The organism is Actinacidiphila glaucinigra, from assembly GCF_035918135.1.
Lineage (GTDB): Bacteria > Actinomycetota > Actinomycetes > Streptomycetales > Streptomycetaceae > Actinacidiphila > Actinacidiphila glaucinigra.
The window spans coordinates 4,253,178-4,269,684 of sequence record NZ_CP109144.1; the positions used below are offsets into that span (position 1 = coordinate 4,253,178).

16 protein-coding genes and 1 tRNA gene are annotated in these 16,507 nt (G+C 71.8%); 10 read left to right on the forward strand and 7 right to left on the reverse strand.

Going from position 1 to position 16,507, the window contains the following annotated elements; translation table 11 throughout:
• Nucleotides 1–46: 46 nt before the first annotated feature.
• Entirely contained in the window at nt 47–1,261 is a 1,215-nt protein-coding gene (locus tag OIE69_RS18865; RefSeq protein ID WP_326573043.1) for a GDSL-type esterase/lipase family protein, read from the forward strand.
• On the opposite strand, the gene OIE69_RS18870 is transcribed toward OIE69_RS18865, so the two are convergent.
• Together OIE69_RS18870 and OIE69_RS18875 are read right to left on the reverse strand one after the other, a co-directional pair.
• Nucleotides 1,248–2,609 carry an FAD-binding oxidoreductase gene (locus tag OIE69_RS18870; protein WP_326573044.1) on the reverse strand — a complete coding sequence of 454 codons (1,362 nt, stop codon included), beginning with the start codon at nt 2,607–2,609 and terminating at the stop codon, nt 1,248–1,250. The two genes, OIE69_RS18865 and OIE69_RS18870, sit on opposite strands and share 14 nt — an antisense overlap.
• The gene (locus OIE69_RS18875; protein ID WP_326573045.1) at nt 2,606–3,493 is read right to left on the reverse strand and encodes an LLM class flavin-dependent oxidoreductase; all 888 of its coding nucleotides are present in this window, start codon (nt 3,491–3,493) and stop codon (nt 2,606–2,608) included. The genes OIE69_RS18870 and OIE69_RS18875 overlap by 4 nt, the downstream gene beginning before the upstream one ends.
• A gap of 64 nt (nt 3,494–3,557) precedes the next feature.
• Here OIE69_RS18875 and OIE69_RS18880 point away from each other — a divergent pair, with 64 nt between their 5' ends.
• The 4 genes from OIE69_RS18880 (at nt 3,558) to OIE69_RS18895 (ending at nt 10,491) form a co-directional block, all read left to right on the forward strand.
• Entirely contained in the window at nt 3,558–3,926 is a 369-nt protein-coding gene (locus OIE69_RS18880; RefSeq protein ID WP_326573046.1) for a winged helix-turn-helix transcriptional regulator, read from the forward strand.
• An 82-nt stretch (nt 3,927–4,008) separates the two neighbouring features.
• Nucleotides 4,009–4,479 carry a hypothetical protein gene (locus tag OIE69_RS18885; protein ID WP_326573047.1) on the forward strand — a complete coding sequence of 157 codons (471 nt, stop codon included), beginning with the start codon at nt 4,009–4,011 and terminating at the stop codon, nt 4,477–4,479.
• A gap of 246 nt (nt 4,480–4,725) precedes the next feature.
• Nucleotides 4,726–6,771, forward strand: coding sequence for a glycosyl hydrolase family 28-related protein (locus OIE69_RS18890; protein WP_326573048.1), 2,046 nt, complete (start codon nt 4,726–4,728; stop codon nt 6,769–6,771).
• A 267-nt stretch (nt 6,772–7,038) separates the two neighbouring features.
• Nucleotides 7,039–10,491, forward strand: coding sequence for a phosphodiester glycosidase family protein (locus tag OIE69_RS18895; protein WP_326573049.1), 3,453 nt, complete (start codon nt 7,039–7,041; stop codon nt 10,489–10,491).
• 42 nt (nt 10,492–10,533) lie between these two features.
• Here OIE69_RS18895 and OIE69_RS18900 read toward each other — a convergent pair whose 3' ends face one another.
• From OIE69_RS18900 to OIE69_RS18910, 3 genes are all read right to left on the reverse strand, one after another.
• Complete coding sequence (locus OIE69_RS18900) at nt 10,534–10,860, reverse strand: hypothetical protein (protein ID WP_326573050.1); 327 nt, start codon at nt 10,858–10,860, stop codon at nt 10,534–10,536.
• A gap of 228 nt (nt 10,861–11,088) precedes the next feature.
• The gene (locus tag OIE69_RS18905; RefSeq protein ID WP_326573051.1) at nt 11,089–11,406 is read right to left on the reverse strand and encodes a hypothetical protein; all 318 of its coding nucleotides are present in this window, start codon (nt 11,404–11,406) and stop codon (nt 11,089–11,091) included.
• A 230-nt stretch (nt 11,407–11,636) separates the two neighbouring features.
• Complete coding sequence (locus OIE69_RS18910) at nt 11,637–12,374, reverse strand: MerR family transcriptional regulator (RefSeq protein ID WP_326573052.1); 738 nt, start codon at nt 12,372–12,374, stop codon at nt 11,637–11,639.
• Nucleotides 12,375–12,428: 54 nt separating this feature from the next.
• Here OIE69_RS18910 and OIE69_RS18915 point away from each other — a divergent pair, with 54 nt between their 5' ends.
• Entirely contained in the window at nt 12,429–12,746 is a 318-nt protein-coding gene (locus OIE69_RS18915) for a hypothetical protein (RefSeq protein WP_326573053.1), read from the forward strand.
• Nucleotides 12,747–12,804: 58 nt separating this feature from the next.
• Here OIE69_RS18915 and OIE69_RS18920 read toward each other — a convergent pair whose 3' ends face one another.
• Nucleotides 12,805–12,954, reverse strand: coding sequence for a hypothetical protein (locus tag OIE69_RS18920; RefSeq protein ID WP_326573054.1), 150 nt, complete (start codon nt 12,952–12,954; stop codon nt 12,805–12,807).
• Between the two features lie 66 nt (nt 12,955–13,020).
• Nucleotides 13,021–13,764: a hypothetical protein gene (locus OIE69_RS18925; protein WP_326573055.1), complete on the reverse strand. Its 744-nt coding sequence runs from the start codon at nt 13,762–13,764 to the stop codon at nt 13,021–13,023.
• Between the two features lie 155 nt (nt 13,765–13,919).
• Here OIE69_RS18925 and OIE69_RS18930 point away from each other — a divergent pair, with 155 nt between their 5' ends.
• The 4 genes from OIE69_RS18930 to OIE69_RS18945 all read left to right on the forward strand — a co-directional run bounded on the left by OIE69_RS18930 (nt 13,920) and on the right by OIE69_RS18945 (nt 16,278).
• On the forward strand, nt 13,920–14,294 hold the full coding sequence (locus OIE69_RS18930) for a hypothetical protein (protein WP_326573056.1): 375 nt from the start codon (nt 13,920–13,922) through the stop codon (nt 14,292–14,294).
• Nucleotides 14,268–14,347 (forward strand) — tRNA-OTHER (locus tag OIE69_RS18935). Before OIE69_RS18930 ends, OIE69_RS18935 begins: the two co-directional genes overlap by 27 nt.
• Before the next feature lie 131 nt (nt 14,348–14,478).
• Nucleotides 14,479–14,970, forward strand: a complete 492-nt coding sequence (locus OIE69_RS18940; RefSeq protein WP_326573057.1) for a hypothetical protein — start codon at nt 14,479–14,481, stop codon at nt 14,968–14,970.
• Between the two features lie 42 nt (nt 14,971–15,012).
• Nucleotides 15,013–16,278, forward strand: coding sequence for an IS701 family transposase (locus OIE69_RS18945; protein WP_326570052.1), 1,266 nt, complete (start codon nt 15,013–15,015; stop codon nt 16,276–16,278).
• Nucleotides 16,279–16,507: the final 229 nt, after the last annotated feature.

Below are 16,507 nucleotides of genomic sequence, written 5' to 3' on the forward strand. Positions count from 1 at the left end.
CGGCGCGGCCCGTGTGGCCGCGGCCGGTCCCGGGCAGGGAGAAAACGTGACAACAGCGACGCACTCCCTGCGCGTGGTCCCGCTGACCGGAGGACCGGTGGAGATCCGCGGCGCGCTCGACCTGGAGCGGACGCGGGCCGGGCTGCTGCCGCGGCGTCTCCCGGCGTGGACGCGGTCGCAGTACCCGGACGTCTTCATGGACGAGACGACCGCCCTGCCCTCAGGCGTCCGGCTGGCGTTCCGCACCGCGGCCCGGGTGGTCGAGCTCGAGCTGCTGACCTCGGTCTGGCAGCTGGCGGGGACCTCCGAGCCGCTGCCCGCCGGGGTCGTCGACCTGGTCGTCGACGGCAGGCGCACCGGCAGCGCCCCCGCGCCGCCCGGGAACGTGCTCCACAAGCCGGACCTCTTCGCCGAGCCCTCCCGGCGCGAGGCGGGGGCGCCGGGGCGGGTCCGGTTCGACGGCCTGCCCGGCGGGGAGAAGGACGTCGAGCTGTGGCTGCCGCAGCAGACCCGCACCGAGCTGGTCGGGCTGTGGGCGGACGCCGAGGTGCTGCCGCCGCGACCGACCGGCCGGCGGCGCTGGATCCACCACGGCAGCTCCATCAGCCACTGCGCCGCGGCGGAGTCCCCGACCGCCACCTGGCCCGCGCTCGCCGCGGCCCTGGCCGGGGCCGAGCTGCTCAACCTGGGACTCGGCGGCAACGCGATGCTCGACCCGTACGTCGCCCGGACCATCCGGGACCTGCCGGCCGACCTGATCAGCCTCAAGCTGGGCATCAACATCGTTAACCGGGACGCCTTCCGGCTGCGCTCCTTCGGCCCGGCGGTGCACGGGTTCCTCGACACCGTCCGCGACGGGCACCCGGACACCCCGCTGCTGGTCGTGTCGCCCATCAGCTGCCCGGTCGTGGAGACCACCCCCGGCCCGACCGCGCCCGACCTGTCGGCCCCCGTCCCGCGGGTGGTGGCCATGGGTTCTCCCGAGGACGTCCCCGGCGGCGCGCTCACGCTCACCGTCATCCGGGCCGAGCTGGCCCGGATCGTGGCCGCCCGTGCCGCCTCCGGCGACCGCAACCTGCACTACCTGGACGGCCGCCGGCTCTTCGGGCCCGGCGACGTCGCCGACCTGCCCGACGACCTGCACCCCAACGCAGCGGGCTACCGGCGGATGGGCCGGCGCTTCGCGGCGCTGGCCTTCGGGCCGGGCGGGCCCTTCGCGGAGCGCCGGCGGTCCGGCCCGGGCCCGGTCAGCCGGGGGTGAGCGGGCGCAGGACGCCGTCCGGGTCGTGGCGCCGCCACAGCTCGCGCACCCGCGCGCCGGTGGCGCCCGGGTAGGCGCGGTCGAAGACGCCGGGGCCGGTGCCGCTCTCGAAGTTCACGTAACTGCCGTTGCCGAGCTCACGGACCGGCGTCCACAGGCGGTGCAGGTCGTCCGGCCCGTGCGGCGGGAAGAGGTTGCCCTGCGCCAGGACCTGCGCGGTGCGGTGGGCGTAGGCGGTGGCGTCGGCCGGGACGTCGTTGATCGCGCCCCCGAGCGAGCGCAGCTGGACGAAGGCCGGGCGGTGCCGGTCACCGGCGGTCGCCATGACGGCGCGCGCCGCGTCCCGGGTCAGCTCCGGCAGCAGCGAGTTGGTGCTCACCACGGGCTGCCGGCCGGTGTTGGCGTGCTCGTGGGCGCTGGAGACCAGCGCGGTGTACGGGGCCAGCTGGGCGGTCGCCTGGAGCGGGCGGTGCCGCCCCGCCACCAGGGGGCCGAGTGCCTCGCGGACGCGGTCGGGGTCGTCGTCGGCCACGGCGACGGTGACGGAGAGCGCCAGGGCCGGGCCGTTGGACAGGAGGTGGGCGGCGGAGGTGAGCGTGCGCGGCGCGGCGGCCATCGCGGACGCCCACTGCGCGAGGGCGCCGCCCGCGGGGTCCGCCTCGAAGACCAGCTGGGCCACGCCGATGTCCCCCAGCTCCATCGCCTCGATCTCGAAGGCGGTCACGATCCCCACGCCCGCGCCCGCCCCGCGTACCGCCCAGAACAGGTCCGGGTGGTGCGTGGCGTCGGCGCGCAGCGCGGTCCCGTCGGCCAGGACGAGTTCGACGGCGCGCACACGGTCGACGGTGAGGCCGTACGTACGGGCGAGCCAGCCGATGCCGCCCGCGGTGGCCAGGCCGCCGGCCGCGACGTTGCCGTGGTCGCCCGAGCTGACGGCCAGCCGGTGGGCCGCGAGGGTGGAGGCCACCCGGCCCCAGCGGGCGCCCGCACCGATCCGCACGAGGCGGGTCGCGCCGTCCACGACCCGCACCTCGTCGAGCCGGGAGAGGTCGATGACGACACCGCCGTCGTTGGACGACCGGCCGGACAGCCCGTGGCCGCCGGAGCGCACGGAGACGGGCAGTCCCTGTGCCCGGGCCGCCGCGAGGGCGGCCGCGATGTCGCCGGGCCCGCGGACGAGGACCACGGCGGCGGGGTGGGCGACGGTGGTGTAGGTGGAGCGCAGCAGGGGGTAGCGGGGGTCGCCGGGGAGCACGGTCCGCTCCGCCAGGGCGGCGGGCACCGCGAAGGCGGTGGCCGGGGCGGTGCCGGGGCCGAGGCCGGTGCCGAGGCCGGGGCCGGGCGTCATCGGGCCACCCGCTCGCGGACGGCCGGCACGACCTCGCCGGCGAATACCTCCAGCTGCTGCCGGTGCGCGGTGACGGGCCAGAAGACGAAGGTGTCGAAGCGCAGCACGGTCGCCCACTCGGCGAGGGTGTCGGCCCACCGGCCGACGTCGCCGTTGAGGCCGGGGGCGCCGGAGCCGCCGATGACACCGATCACGTTGTAGATACGGCGGACGCGAGCGGGATCGCGCCCGGCGGCGCGGGCCGCCTCGTCGACGACGCGCTGGCGCTCCGGCACCTCCTGCGGCGGCACGTAGATGTTCAACGGCGAGATCCAGCCGTCCGCCGCCCGGCCCGCGACCGCCAGCATCCGCGGCCGCTGCCCGCCGAGCCACAGCTCGACCCGGCGCGGCGGCACCGGGCCGGCCTGGTAGCCGGGCACCGTGAGCACGTCGCCACGGTGCCGCACGGGTCCGCCGTCCAGCGCGGTCCGCATGATCCGCAGCGACTCCTCCGTGTACGCCACGACCTCGCGGGGCGGCATCGGCGCCGCCCCCATCGAGCCGATCGCCTCCGGTATGCCGCCGCCGCCCACGCCGAGCTGGAAGCGGCCGCCGGACGCCGCCGACAGGCTCGCGGCGGTCTTGGCCAGCATGACCGGGGGCCGCAGCCGCAGGTCCGCGACGTCGGTGAAGACGGAGATGCGCGAGGTGCGGGCCGCGACCAGGGCGGACAGCGTGAGCGCGTCGAGGTGCCCGGGCTGGTACGGGTGGTCCTGCAGGGCGAGCAGGTCCAGCCCCGCGGCGTCCGCGGCGGCGGCCAGCTCCAGCGTCTCCGGCAGACGGCCGGCGTCCGGGTCGAGGCTCAGTCCGAAGCGGAGCCGCTGTGCACGGTCGGTGGTGTCCATGGCTTCAGCGTCGGGGGGCCCGCACCTTTGGCAAAGGCGAGGGTTAGTCGCTAATCTTTGGTAAGTGCCTTCCCACGAGACCACCGAACCCGACATCGACGCCGAGGCCTGCACCGCCTTCCAGGCCGTCCTCGAACAGGTCGGCCGCCGCTGGACCGGCGCCGTGCTGCTGGCCGCCGCCCGCGGCGCCCGGCGCTTCACCGACTACCGCCGCATGGTGCCGGGCATCTCCGACCGGCTGCTCTCGCAACGCCTCAAGGAGATGGAGCACCTCGGCCTCATCGGCCGCGCGGTCATCCCGAGCACCCCCGTGCAGATCCTCTACCACCCCTCCGACCGGGGCACCGAACTCCTCGCCGCCCTCGAACCCCTCATCGCCTACGGGCTGCGCCACGCGCCCGGACCGCCCCCCGCGGCCGCTCCGGCCGGCTGACCCTCCCGCCGGGGTGGACAGCGGCGCCGGGCTCGGCCAGGCTGCGTCGGCAATCATGGGCAGGCAAGGGGTGGGGAGTTCGATGGAGCACGTCCGTTTCCGGCCGACCTGGCACCAGAGGGTGATGCCGCTGGTGCCCGCCGCCGTCCTCGTCACGGTCCTGGCGATCGCCGCACCACTGCTCTTCCCCGACCCGTTCGGCCCCGGCTTCGCGTTCCCGACGGGTGTGTGGCTCGCGGTGCCGGCGGGGCTGCTGATGTCCGCGCGGTTCGGCGTCACGCTCACCCCGTCGGCCGCGGTGGTGCACAACCCGCGGCGCAGGACGATCCGCTGGGCGGACGTCCAGGGCATCTGGGTCGAGTCGAACATGGGCGTGCGACGGGTGGTGATCTGCGAGGCGGACGGCCGCCTCACCCGCCTGCGGGCGCCCATCACCGGCGTCATGAGCCAGGACGCCGCCTTCGAGGAGAAGTTCCAAACCATCGGCGAGTGGTGGCTGCACCACCGCGGACCGCAGTGGGTCCCTTCGCCCCGGCCCTGGCCGGGCCGGTAAGCCGCCCCCACCAACCCCTGGCCGCGCTCGGCCCGGGGCGCGCTTTACGCTGTCCTCTTCCGCAACGAGTGACGCAAGCCGCGCAAAAAACGAACAGGCAGACGCACTTGACCATCATCAGGCCGAAAACATCACGCATGAGCCTTGTGAAGCGGCCTGACGGGTCCTTACTGTCACCTCACCTCACGACGTCCGCTCCGCCTCGAACGTCCCGGGCGGTCGCGCCTTACGAGAGAAGAGCTGGGGATGACACGGAGCAGCAGGAGTGCCTGGCGAAGAGCCGTGGCGGTGGTCGCGGTGGCGGCCGGCCTCGGCGTCGGCATCGGCCCGGTCGGCGCCACGGCCCAGGCCGGTACCGCGACGGCGAAAGGCGCGGCCCGGCCGGTCGTGACGCGGGCGGCACTGGACCCGGCGCTGGTCAAGGGCCGCGGCGCGGACCTCGGGTTCGTGGAGCAGGAGGCCGAGAACGCCGTCACGAACGGGGAGGTCATCGGCCCCGACCGGACCGCCTACACGCTCCCCGCGGAGGCGTCCGGGCGCAAGGCGGTGACCCTGCGGCGCGGCCAGTACGTGGAGTTCACGCTGCCGAGCGCCGCCAACGCGATCACCGTGCGGTACAGCATCCCGGACGCGCCCGGAGGGGGCGGCATCACCGCGCCGCTCGACGTGACGGTGGGCGGCCGCGGCCGTACGACGATGCCCCTGACATCGCAGTACGCCTGGCTCTACAACCAGTACCCGTTCTCCAACGACCCGCAGGCCGGGCTGCTCCACGACGACTGGTGGATCACCGAGTGCGGCTGCGTGCCCAACGCGACCACCCCGGCGCCGGTGATCTCCAAGCCCTTCCGGCCGAACCACTTCTACGACGAGCAGCGCCTGCTGCTGGGCCGGACGTACAAGGCGGGCGACAGGATCCGGCTCACCGTCCCGGCACGCTCCGGGGCCGTCCCGACGACCGTCGACCTCCTCGACTCCCACCTGGTCGCCCCGCCCCGCGTCTCGCTCCTCGCGGCGAACGTCCTCGCCTTCGGCGCCGACCCGACAGGCCGCCGGGACTCCGCCAAGGCCCTGGACAAGGCGATCGCCTTCGCCCGCCACGCACACCTGAAGGTCTACATCCCGCCGGGCACCTACCAGGTCAACCGGCACATCATCGTGGACGACGTGACGATCGAGGGCGCCGGCAGCTGGTACACGGTCATCAAGGGCAAGGAGGTCGCGCTCGACTCCCCCGCCCCCGACGGATCCGTCCACACCGGCGTCGGCTTCTACGGCAAGGACGCGTCTGTCGGCGGCAGCCGCGACGTCCACCTGTCGGGCTTCGCGATCGAGGGCGACGTCCGCGAACGCATCGACACCGACCAGGTGAACGGCGTCGGCGGGGCGATGAGCGACTCCACCATCGAGGGCCTGTACATCCACCACACCAAGGTGGGCATGTGGTTCGACGGCCCGATGTCGAACCTGCGGATCACCGGCAACGTCATCACCGACCAGATCGCCGACGGCCTCAACTTCCACACCGGCGTGACGGATTCGGTCGTCCGCAACAACTTCGTCCGCAACTCCGGCGACGACGGGCTGGCGATGTGGTCGGAGAAGACCGGCAACGCCCGCAACACCTTCGACCACAACACCGTGCAGACGCCCGTGCTCGCCAACGGCATCGCGATCTACGGCGGCACCGACACCACGGTCTCCGGCAACCTGATCGCCGACCCCATCCGCGAGGGCAGCGCCCTCCAGGTGGGCTCCCGCTTCGGCGCCCAGCCGTTCACCGGGCACCTGTGGATCACCGACAACACCACGGTGCGGGCGGGCACGTACGAGCTGAACTGGAACATCGGCCTCGGCGCGATCTGGTTCTACGCCCTGGAGCGGAACATCGACGCCGACATCCGCGTGACTGGCGACCACTTCCTCGACAGCACCTACAACGCGATCATGCTGGTCGCCGACTGGCCGGTGAAGGACACCTACTCGATCACGAACGTGCACTTCAAGGACATCCGGGTGGACGGCACCGGCACCTCGGTCGTCAGCGCCAGGGTCGCCGGCTCGGCGTCCTTCGAGAACGTCGACGCCCGCAACGTCGGCGCGGTCGGCGTCAACAACTGCGGGTCCTTCAACTTCCCCGCCACCGGCTCCGAGTTCTCCCTGACCGACCTCGGCGGCAACGACGGCGGCGGTACCACCGGCCCCTGGCTGGGCGCGTGGCAGCTGCCCAACACCATCACCTGCGACGACCGTCCCCCGGTCGTCGCGCCCCCGGGCCCCGCCCCCTGGTGACGGGCGCCCGTACCTGACCCGCGGGACCCACGGAACGCCCCGGCCGCCGCTACGGCCGGGGCGTTCCGCACGTCCGGCCAGGTCGGACGGCGGTGCGGGGCGCCCGGCGGAACCCCCGGTCACGGGGGCGACTTGACCGAATCCATAACCCCGCACCCCCTCCGGGCCACCTGCGGATCCGCAACCGGCCATCTCGCCTTCGCCGAACGGGTGTCGGGTGGACACGGGCCGACGACCAGCCGGCCCATCACCCGTAAGGAACACGCAATGACACTTCGCGGGAAGAGAACCGTGGGGACCGGCGCACGCCGCGCCGCCGTGGTCACCGCGCTGGCACTGGCGCTGACCGGCGCCGTGGGCGGGGCCGTGGCCACCGCCTCGGCACCGGCGGGCGAGGAGGCCGTCCAGGGCCACGCGCCCGACCGTGACTGGCTGCCGGAGACTCCGCAGAACTGGCCGCTCGTGGTGGACTACACCCGGACCCCCGCAGAGACGGTCACGCACGGTCTGCAGCACTACAGCGAGACCTACGACACCGTCGGCGGCCGCCAGCACATCCAGGTGCTCTCCGCCGACCTCGACGACCCGAACCTCCGGGTCGGCATGGTCCAGGCCGGTGACACCATCACCAACCCGGCCGACGAGACGCCGTCCTCGATGGCCCACCGCACCCACGCGGTGGCGGGCGTCAACGGCGACTACTTCGAGATCCACGCCAGCGGCCGTCCGCTCGGCGGCATCATGACCGACGGGCGCCTGCTGAAGAGCCCCAGGCCGGGCTTCGACTCCCAGCTGGGCGTCAAGCCGGACGGAACCATCGTGATGGGCCCGCAGACCTTCTCCGGGACGATCACCGCCGGCGCCGCGACCCGCGCGCTCACCTCGGTGAACACCGTGAACGACGTGACGTCCGGCGGCATCACCGAGGTCACCCCCGACCTCGGCGAGACGCCCGGCCTGTCCAAGGCCTCCGTCCTGGTGGTCGGCCAGGTCACCGACGGCGGCTTCGTCGTCGACACCGTGCAGACCGGCGTCACCGCCGTGCCGCGCCTCGCCGACGGCCGGCTCGGTCTGCTCGGCGCCGGTGACGGCGGGCAGTGGCTGACCGACACCCTGCACGGCGGCGACACGGTGGGCATCGCCACCCGGCTCTCGCCCGACAACGATGTCACCCAGCTGATCAGCGGCGTCGACACGCTGGTGAAGGACGGCCAGGTCTACAAGGACCCGACCGGCACCCCGCCGAGCGGCGCCAACCCGGAGACCGCGGTCGGCGTCACCAAGGACGGCAAGCACGCCATCGTCATCGCCGTCGACGGCCAGGGCGGCGCCACCACCGCCTTCGGCGTGACCCGTGACCAGGCCGCCGGCTACATGGTCGCCCACGGCGCCTACGACGCCATGCTCTTCGACGGCGGCGGTTCCACCGGCATGGTCAGCCGCGCCCCCGGCGCCGACCGGGCCGAGATCGCTAACAAGCCCTCCGACCAGCCCGGCAACACGGAACGTCCGGTCGCCAACGGCATCTTCTTCTACTCCACCGCCAAGGAGGCCGGCCCGGCCGTCAAGGTCGTGGTGAACGGCGGCGAGCAGGTCACCACCGTCGCCGGCGGGACCATCCCGCTCCCGGTGCACTCCGTCGACCGGCTCGCGAACCCGGCGGCCGGCCAGGTCCACGTCCGCGTCGTGCCCGCGTCGCTGGCCTCGTACGAGGACGGCAAGCTCACCCCGCACCGCACGGGCTCGGGCCGGATCATCGCCTCGAACGGCCGCGCCTCCGCCTCGGAGAAGCTCGAGGTCGTCAGCAGGCTCACGACCCTCACGGTCTCGCCCGACAAGGCCGACCTGGACAACGGCGCCACCCAGCAGCTCGCCCTGTCCGGCACCGTCAAGGACGGCGGCGCGGTGCAGATCCCCGCCGAGGCGGCCACCTGGAAGGTCACCCCGGAGAACCTGGGCACCGTCGACGCGCACGGCCTGTTCACCGCGAGCGGCGACAACGGCGGTCTGGCCGAGGTCAGCGCCGAGGTCGCCGGCACCACCGCGACCACGTCGATCGCCGTGGGCCGGGTCAGCAAGGTCATCGACCCGGTCACCAGCCTGGACGTGTGGCGGCTCAGCAACAACACCACCGGCAATCCGGCCACCCTGACCGCCGACCCGGGCGTCGTCCCACCGGGCTCCGGCGAGTCGGGGTCCCTGCGGCTCGACTACTCGATGCCGGCCGCCTCCGGCGTCAAGCAGCTGGTGCTCTCCCCGAAGGTCACCCTGAAGACCGACACCAACAACGGCCAGGTCCCCACCGCCATCGGCGTGTGGATCAAGGGTGACGGCAACGGCATCGAGCTCGCCGAGAAGTACATCGGCGTCAACGGCTCGTCGACCACGCTGTACCCGACGTTCGTGACGTGGAAGGACTGGCACCTGGCGGTCGCGCAGCTGCCGGCGGGCATGCAGTTCCCGCTGACGATCAGCTTCATCGACTTCCTGGCGATCAGCCCCAGCACCGCCTACAGCGGCTCGCTCAACGTCGCGGGCCTGCAGGCCCTGTACTCGCCGCGCCCGGTCACAGTGCCGGCGTACCACGCGATCCCGGACAACCCGAAGTGGCTGTCCTTCGAGGAGGACTCCGCCGACTTCGCCAAGCGCGGCACCACGATCCTCACCGGTGACGACGCCCACATGCTCGCGAGCGACCCGGGTTCGGTCAGCAGCAACGTGATGGACTCCATCGCCGAGCGGCTGCCCACCCTGACCCCGCAGGCGCGCCCGGACTCCGCGCAGTTCCTCGGCGACATGCCCGACGACGGCAGGCCGGCCGACCTGCAGTACGCGAAGGCCAAGATGGACGCCCTCGGCATCCCCGCGCGCGACATCGTCGGCAACCACGAGATCACCCAGGGCGCCGACTCCGAGAACGGCAACTACAGCGACACCTTCGGCGACACCCACTACGCGTACAGCCAGGGCGCGGCGCGGATGATCGTCACCGACAACTCGCACGGCAGCCTGCAGTCCTCGGACCCGTTCCAGAACCCCGAGGGCGTGCAGTACCCGTGGCTGGTGCGGCAGTTGACGGACACGACCGCCAAGGACGTGCTGGTCGTCACGCACATGCCCGCGTACGACCCGCACCCGGCCGCGAACAGCCAGTTCACGGACCGCTGGGAGGCGCGGATGTACCTCCGGCTGGTGCAGCGCTACCAGGAGACGCACCCGAAGCAGCACGTGATCATGATGTACGGCCACGCGCGCGGCTTCGCCGAGCAGATCCTCGACCCCGAGGGCGAGAGCGTCGGCACCGAGCAGGGCGGCATCCCGCAGTTCACCTTCGCGGACCTCGGCATGCCCGCCTACGCCCCGGCCGACCAGGGTGGCATCTACCACTTCGGTCTCGTCCGGATCGGTGACGACGGCCACCTGCAGTACACCGTCGAGCCCGCGCTCGCCTCGATCAAGGTCACGGGCCCCAAGGACCCGATCGCCCGGGGCGACCGCGTCGACCTGACCGCGACCGGTGACCAGATCGCCGGTGACAACATCGCACCGCTCACCATCCCGATCGCGGACCCCGCGTCCCACGTCTGGACGTCGAGCAACCCCAAGGTCGCCTCGGTGGACCCGTCCACCGGCGCCCTGACCGCCCACCGCTCCGGCACCGCGACCGTCACGGTGACCAGCGGCGGCGTCACGGGCACGGCCCAGGTCACGGTCCGCTGACCCCGCAGGGGTGCCCGCACGGGCGGGCACCCCTGCGCGGGCCTACAGCCACTGCCCCCAGCCGAACGCGAAGCGGTGGGCGCCGTTCGCCGCGTCCGCCCGGCGCCGTCCCCCCGGCAGCTTGACCCCGAAGGCCGCCAGGAAGACCGCGGCGAAGACCTCCGCGACCAGCGCGCCGACGACCGGGCCGGCGAACACCCCCACGATCCCGGCGGCGGCCACCACGGCGCCCAGCCCCACGTGGGCGTCCCCCCGGTCCGCGCGCAGCACGTCGCGCACCGCCCCCCAGTCGCTCCGCAGGTCGGCTTCGTACCGCTCCCGCGCCGCCTCCGGATCCGGGACCCGGCCCTCCGGCCACTCCTTCTCCATCACCTCTGCCCGCCCCTTCCCCACCCGCGCGTTGGCGGTTCCGTCACGAAGCCCCGGTCGCCCTGCGCGGGCCCTCGTGTGACGAGCATCTTGACCCGGGCACCGGGCGCCCTGGTCGGCCTCGATTCACCGAACGCGATCCTGACCCCGACGCCGGCCGAACGGTAGGCCGCGGGCGAGAACGCCCTACGGCAGTCGACCGTGGGGCGGCCGCACGCGTTCCCTCCGTCACCGCCGTGCCGGCCCCAGCAGCGGGACCCGCATCACGCACAGGGCGAAGACGAGCTGGCCCGTCACGGGGATGAGCAGCATTTCCGCGAAGTTCTGGAAGAGCAGGAACCAGGTGGGCAGAAGCAGGAGGAACGCCAGGGGAAGCCGGAACTCCAGGCTCGTCCGCGGGTTGAGGAGGGCGTAGTACGCGCTGATCAGGAGTGACGGGATCGCGATCAGCGGTATGGAGGGGGCCCAGAGCTCCGTATGCACATCCGCAGGCAGCGCAAGATCCACCGCCACCCACGTGAGCGCGTAGGTCACGGCATAGCGCACGACCAGATCGCCGAGCTGCAGCCGACGAACCCGAGATCGCGCCCAGGCGTGTTCGGATCCACAGCCGTCCCCCCCTCGTGGCACCACGAATCAGCGGCACGCCGAAGTGGCATCCGCTGCGGACATCATCCTGACAGCAATCTTGAACGTGTTCAATTCCGAGTCGATCACCCCCACGACCGCAGGAACGAGCGCCCCATCGCCGCTACTCACGGCAGGTCTGCGGCGACTCACCGCACCGCGCCCAGCCCTGCCCGGATCAGCGAGTCCAGCCGCCGCCAGGCCGGGGATGCGGCGTTGATCCGGTCCTGGACGAGCGCGGGGATCCCGGAGGCCGCGTCCGCCTCGGGCGGCGTGCCCGCGCCGTAGCGGCTCCGGGTCGCCTCGACGATCCGCCGGGCCAGCTCCTCGACGCGGGGGTCACCGGGGTCGAGGCCGTACGCGTGGTCGTACCGCAGGAAGAGCTGCCGCAGCGCGGGCTCGGACAGCATCTCGCTCTGGTCCCGGAAGAGCTCGCCCGCCCGGTCCGGGTGGGTGGCGAAGACCAGGATCCACAGATCCCGCTGGAGCTCGACCCATCGGGCGGTGAAACCCCACCGCGCCAGGGCCTCCAGGTGGGCGTGGACCCCGGCGGGCAGCAGCGTCGGCTCGCCGGAGGCGAGTTCGCGCAGACGTGCCTGCGTGGCCCGCAGCCCGTGGATCCGGTCGGTCAGCCGGCCGTCGATGTCGAGCAGCGCCCGGCGCAACTCCTCTTCGCCGGCCGTCATCAGTCCACGGATCCGGGCCAGCGGGACGCCCGCTTCGGCGAGCGTCCGGATCCTGATGAGGGCGACGACGTCGTCCGCGCCGTAGCGCCGGTATCCGGAGACGTCGCGGTCGGGCTCGGGCAGCAGCCCCTTGGCGTGGTAGACGCGGACGGTCTTGACCGACACTCCGACGTACCCGGCGAGCTGCCCGATGGTGATCACCCTGCAATCGTGGCACTTGACCCTGCCCCTGGGGCAGGGCTGCACCCTGACGCCATGGTGAACACGAACTTCGACCGCGAGATCCTGCGGGAACTGGCCGACGCCGGGAACGAGACCGCCCTCGACCGGCTGGCCGACCTAGCCGACGCCGCCGGGGACACCGAGGAACTGGGCGAACTGCTGGACGAGGGCTGCCTGCACGCCGGGTTCCTGCTGACCCGCCGCGCGTCCGCCGCGGCCGACCTGCGCGCACTGCAGCGGATCGCCGATGCGGGGTACGAGGGGGCCGAGACGGAACTCTCCCACCTGCTGGGCGCCCGGTCCGGCGCTCCGTGTGCGGCTGCGCATACGCGCACGCGGGACCGTACATGACGTCCCGCCCGTCCGGACGATGTCGCGGCCGATGGGCAGAAGCGGCGGGGCTCCCCGGTCAGTCGTGCAGAAGGCCGAGTCGCTCGGTGGCCCGCCGCCATCCCACCGCGTCCACCTGGGCGCGGGTGCGGAGCCGCGTCGCCAGATGCCGCAGCCGCGCTCCGTCCGCCGCCCGGACCGACACGAGGTCCTCCGCCTGACGTCGCACCTCGGCACCCGGTCCCGGTTCTCTTACCTGCTGCCATGGTCTGCAGGTGTGCCGTGCGCGTATCGGTCAGAAGGGAGGTTCGAGATCACCGCGGCCATCGCTGTGCGGCCCCCGGTCCTCGGCCTCCTCCGAAAGAGGCTCCGGGCCGGGCGGATGGTGGCCCCATGCTTTGAGGGCCCTCCACGCGACGCGCCGGTTGGGCTCGTAGCTGCTGGTGTCCAGGATGCGGCGCGCGTGCCCGGCGAGGTGATCACGGTGCTCGGCGAGCGCGGGGTGTTCGGCGAGGATGAGCGCGGCCATGACGGCGGCTTCGCGCACGTTCTCGTGGCTGTCCTGCAGGAAGGGCGCGACGGCCCGATAGAGCATCGGACGCAACTCCCGGAAGGCCGCCACCGTGGTGTCCGGGGCGAAGCCTGGCCAGTACTCCTCGTTGCGGGCGACGATCTCGTCGGAGGCGTCGTGAAGCGTGGAAGCCAGCCAGCCCAACAACGTCGCGCGGATGGGGATGTCGCGATAGGGCCGTCGCGTCATGGCCGCCGGGTGGGTGAGGATGCCGGCGACGTACATGGCGGCGGGGGCGGTGGCTTCGTAAATAGTGTTCTGGTGGCCGACCAGCTCACCCAGCTCCCGCAAAGCCGTGACCTGGACCTTGGGATCGGGCTCCAAAAGTTGCGTCAGAACCTTAGGAAGGTCCTCACCGGACCCGAAAGCCGTCTGGAGCGAACCCCAGTCGGTTTCCGCCAGGACAACCTGGTAGGGCGGCAAGTCAGGCTCGCGGGGTGCCCCGGCATTGGAACGACTGTGGGTCACAGGCCAATTCTAGATCCCGATTGGGGCTGTCCCTGGCGTGGCGGAGGATGGTGCTCATGTGCGCTCTTTTCGACCCCCCTGAGCCTCGCGGCGTCTTGCCGGGCGAGTACCCAGTGTGGGACCAGGCTCTCGCCCTTCTGAACCGGGACCTAGCGGTGACGCTTCCCCAGCTGGAACCCCTGCAGCTGCTGGCCCTTCCGTCCTACGACGCGGATGGGCCGGAGAACGTCTACGTCGTCATGGCCAACGGCGAGTGGCACGGCAACCACTTGGACCCGAACTCACAGGACAGCCTTGCCTCTGCACTGGCGAGCGTCGCCGATGCCGCGCAGGAGACCGTCATGGAGCTTCTGCGGAAGGCGTGGCCCCTGTGCCCCGAGCATGGCCTGGGCATGCATCCAAGGGAGGACACAGAAGAGCGACTGTCCTGGTGGTGCGCGGGAGAACGGTTGCGTCGCGGGCCGGCTCATATCCACGCGGCCGTGGGTGCACTCGACGCTTTTGGAGCGTCGATCCGTACACGGTCTTGAAAACCGTCGTGGCAGCGGCGATGTCACCGTGGGTTCAAATCCCACACTCTCCGCAGTAGGCCGGCGAAGGCGCTGGACAGAAGGGGTGCCCCAAGACACGGGGGCGCCCCTTCTTCGTGCGCGAGTGGCACCGTGCTTCCCCCTGTTTTCCCGTCTGATCGGGCACGGAAGGGGCACGACTGGGATGTCCTTCATCGTGGGTGCGACAAACTGGTTGAGTGCCATTGATGGCATGGACTTGGTGTGCGATTGCTTGTGGCGCCAGTTTCCGCGCGAGTCGATGCGGCAGAGGCTTCTCGGAGGCGACATGTGGGATGGCCCGTTCTACCGGGTGAAGCGCGAAGACTACGAGATCTGCTTCGTGCCAGGGGCGGGCGAAGACCTGGAGGAGGTATGCAACGTCGACATGTGGCTGACCTTCCCCGACGGTAATCGGTGGTCCGGGACCATATTCACCCTCGACGAGGTCCAGCGCCTGATGGACCGGTGGAAGGACACGGGCGAGTGCCTTGACGGCACGTACTTCTACTGCTGGGACGAACTCATCGTCCGCCATGCCGGCATCTCATCCATGGTTCGGGTGATCGATGACCTGGTCGTCACGGGCGACTACGAATCGGCCCTTCGCCCGATCGGACCGGAGGACGACCTAGTAGTGCTTGGTCAGGTCGGCTGAGTCTGTGCGTGTCCTTGTGGGGTGGTCGGGCGTTGGGAGGGTGTGAGTCCGGACGAAGTTGCTGTGGTGCGTGATGAGTTGGAGGCGTTCGCGGCGGAGGTGTTCGAGCCGTTTGCGCGCAAGGATCAGCGCCGGTGGGGGCAGGTGTATCTGCGTGGTCTGATGACGGACGCGCGGCGCAAGTCGGTCGAGCCGATGGCCGCTCGGTTGGGAGAGGACGGCAACCGGCAGGCGCTGGCCCACTTCATCACCACCAGTCCGTGGGATCCGGCCCATCTGCGGGCCCGTCTGGCGTGGAAGATGGAATCGGTGATCCGGCCCACCGCTCTGGTCTTCGACGACACCGGGTTCCTGAAGGACGGCAACGCCTCGGCGTGTGTGTCACGGCAGTACACCGGGACTGCGGGCAAGGTCACCAACTGTCAGGTGGGTGTCTCGCTTCATCTGGCCCGTGACCATGCCTCGGCGGCCGTGAACTGGCGGCTGTTCCTGCCCGAGAGCTGGGATCCGTCCTCGCCGAAAGCAGACCCGGACAAGGTCGCACGCCGCACGTCCTGCGGCATCCCCCAGGACATCGGGCATGTCGAGAAGTGGCAGCTCGCTTTGGACATGGCCGATGAGACCCGCTCCTGGGGGATCGATGTGCCGCTGGCGATCGCGGACGCCGGATACGGCGACGCGGCGGCCTTCCGGCTCGGCCTGAACGCGCGGGGCATGCACTACGTGGTGGGTATCTCCAGCACGCTGTCGGCCCAGCCGGGCGATGCGGCACCGGTCGCCGAGCCGTACTGCGGGACCGGCCGGCCGCCGGTGCCGAAATACCCCCAGCCTGCCCGCTCGGTGAAAGATCTGGTCATCGCCGCAGGCCGGAGCGCGGCACGGCCGGTGCAGTGGCGCGAGGGATCCCGGCCCGGCACCGGCCGCTCAGGCGTCAAGCGGATCTACTCCAGGTTCGTCGTCTTGCGGATCCGGCCCGCCGGACGTGAGATCCGGCAGGCCACCGACGGCGTCGAGCTGCCGGCGTGCTGGCTGCTGGCCGAGTGGCCCGCGGGTGAAAAGGAGCCGGTCCAGTTCTGGCTGTCCGACCTGCCGGAGACCACCGCGCTGACCACCCTGGTCCGTCTCGCCAAGCTCCGCTGGCGGATCGAGCACGACTACCGGGAGATGAAGCAGGCCCTGGGCCTTGCCCACTTCGAGGGCCGGACCTGGAACGGCTGGCACCACCACGTCACCCTCGTCTCCATCGCCCATGCCTTTTGCACCCTGCAGCGACTGGCCCGAGCCCCAAAAGACGCGGCGCCGGCCTGAGCCTCTACCAGGTCGTCCGCGACCTGCAGATCCTCCTCGCCACCTGGACCGGCGCCTGCCCCACCTGCCACCGCGACATACCCACCCCAATACCAACCTGACCAAGCACTACTAGGCGACTGACTTCGGCGCTGGGCTCCTGGTATCCCAGTTTGGAAGACTGAGGCTGCGGACCGTGCCTCACCTGGGCGGACGCTGACCTGCGGCAAAGCGATCCCGTCACCGCTGT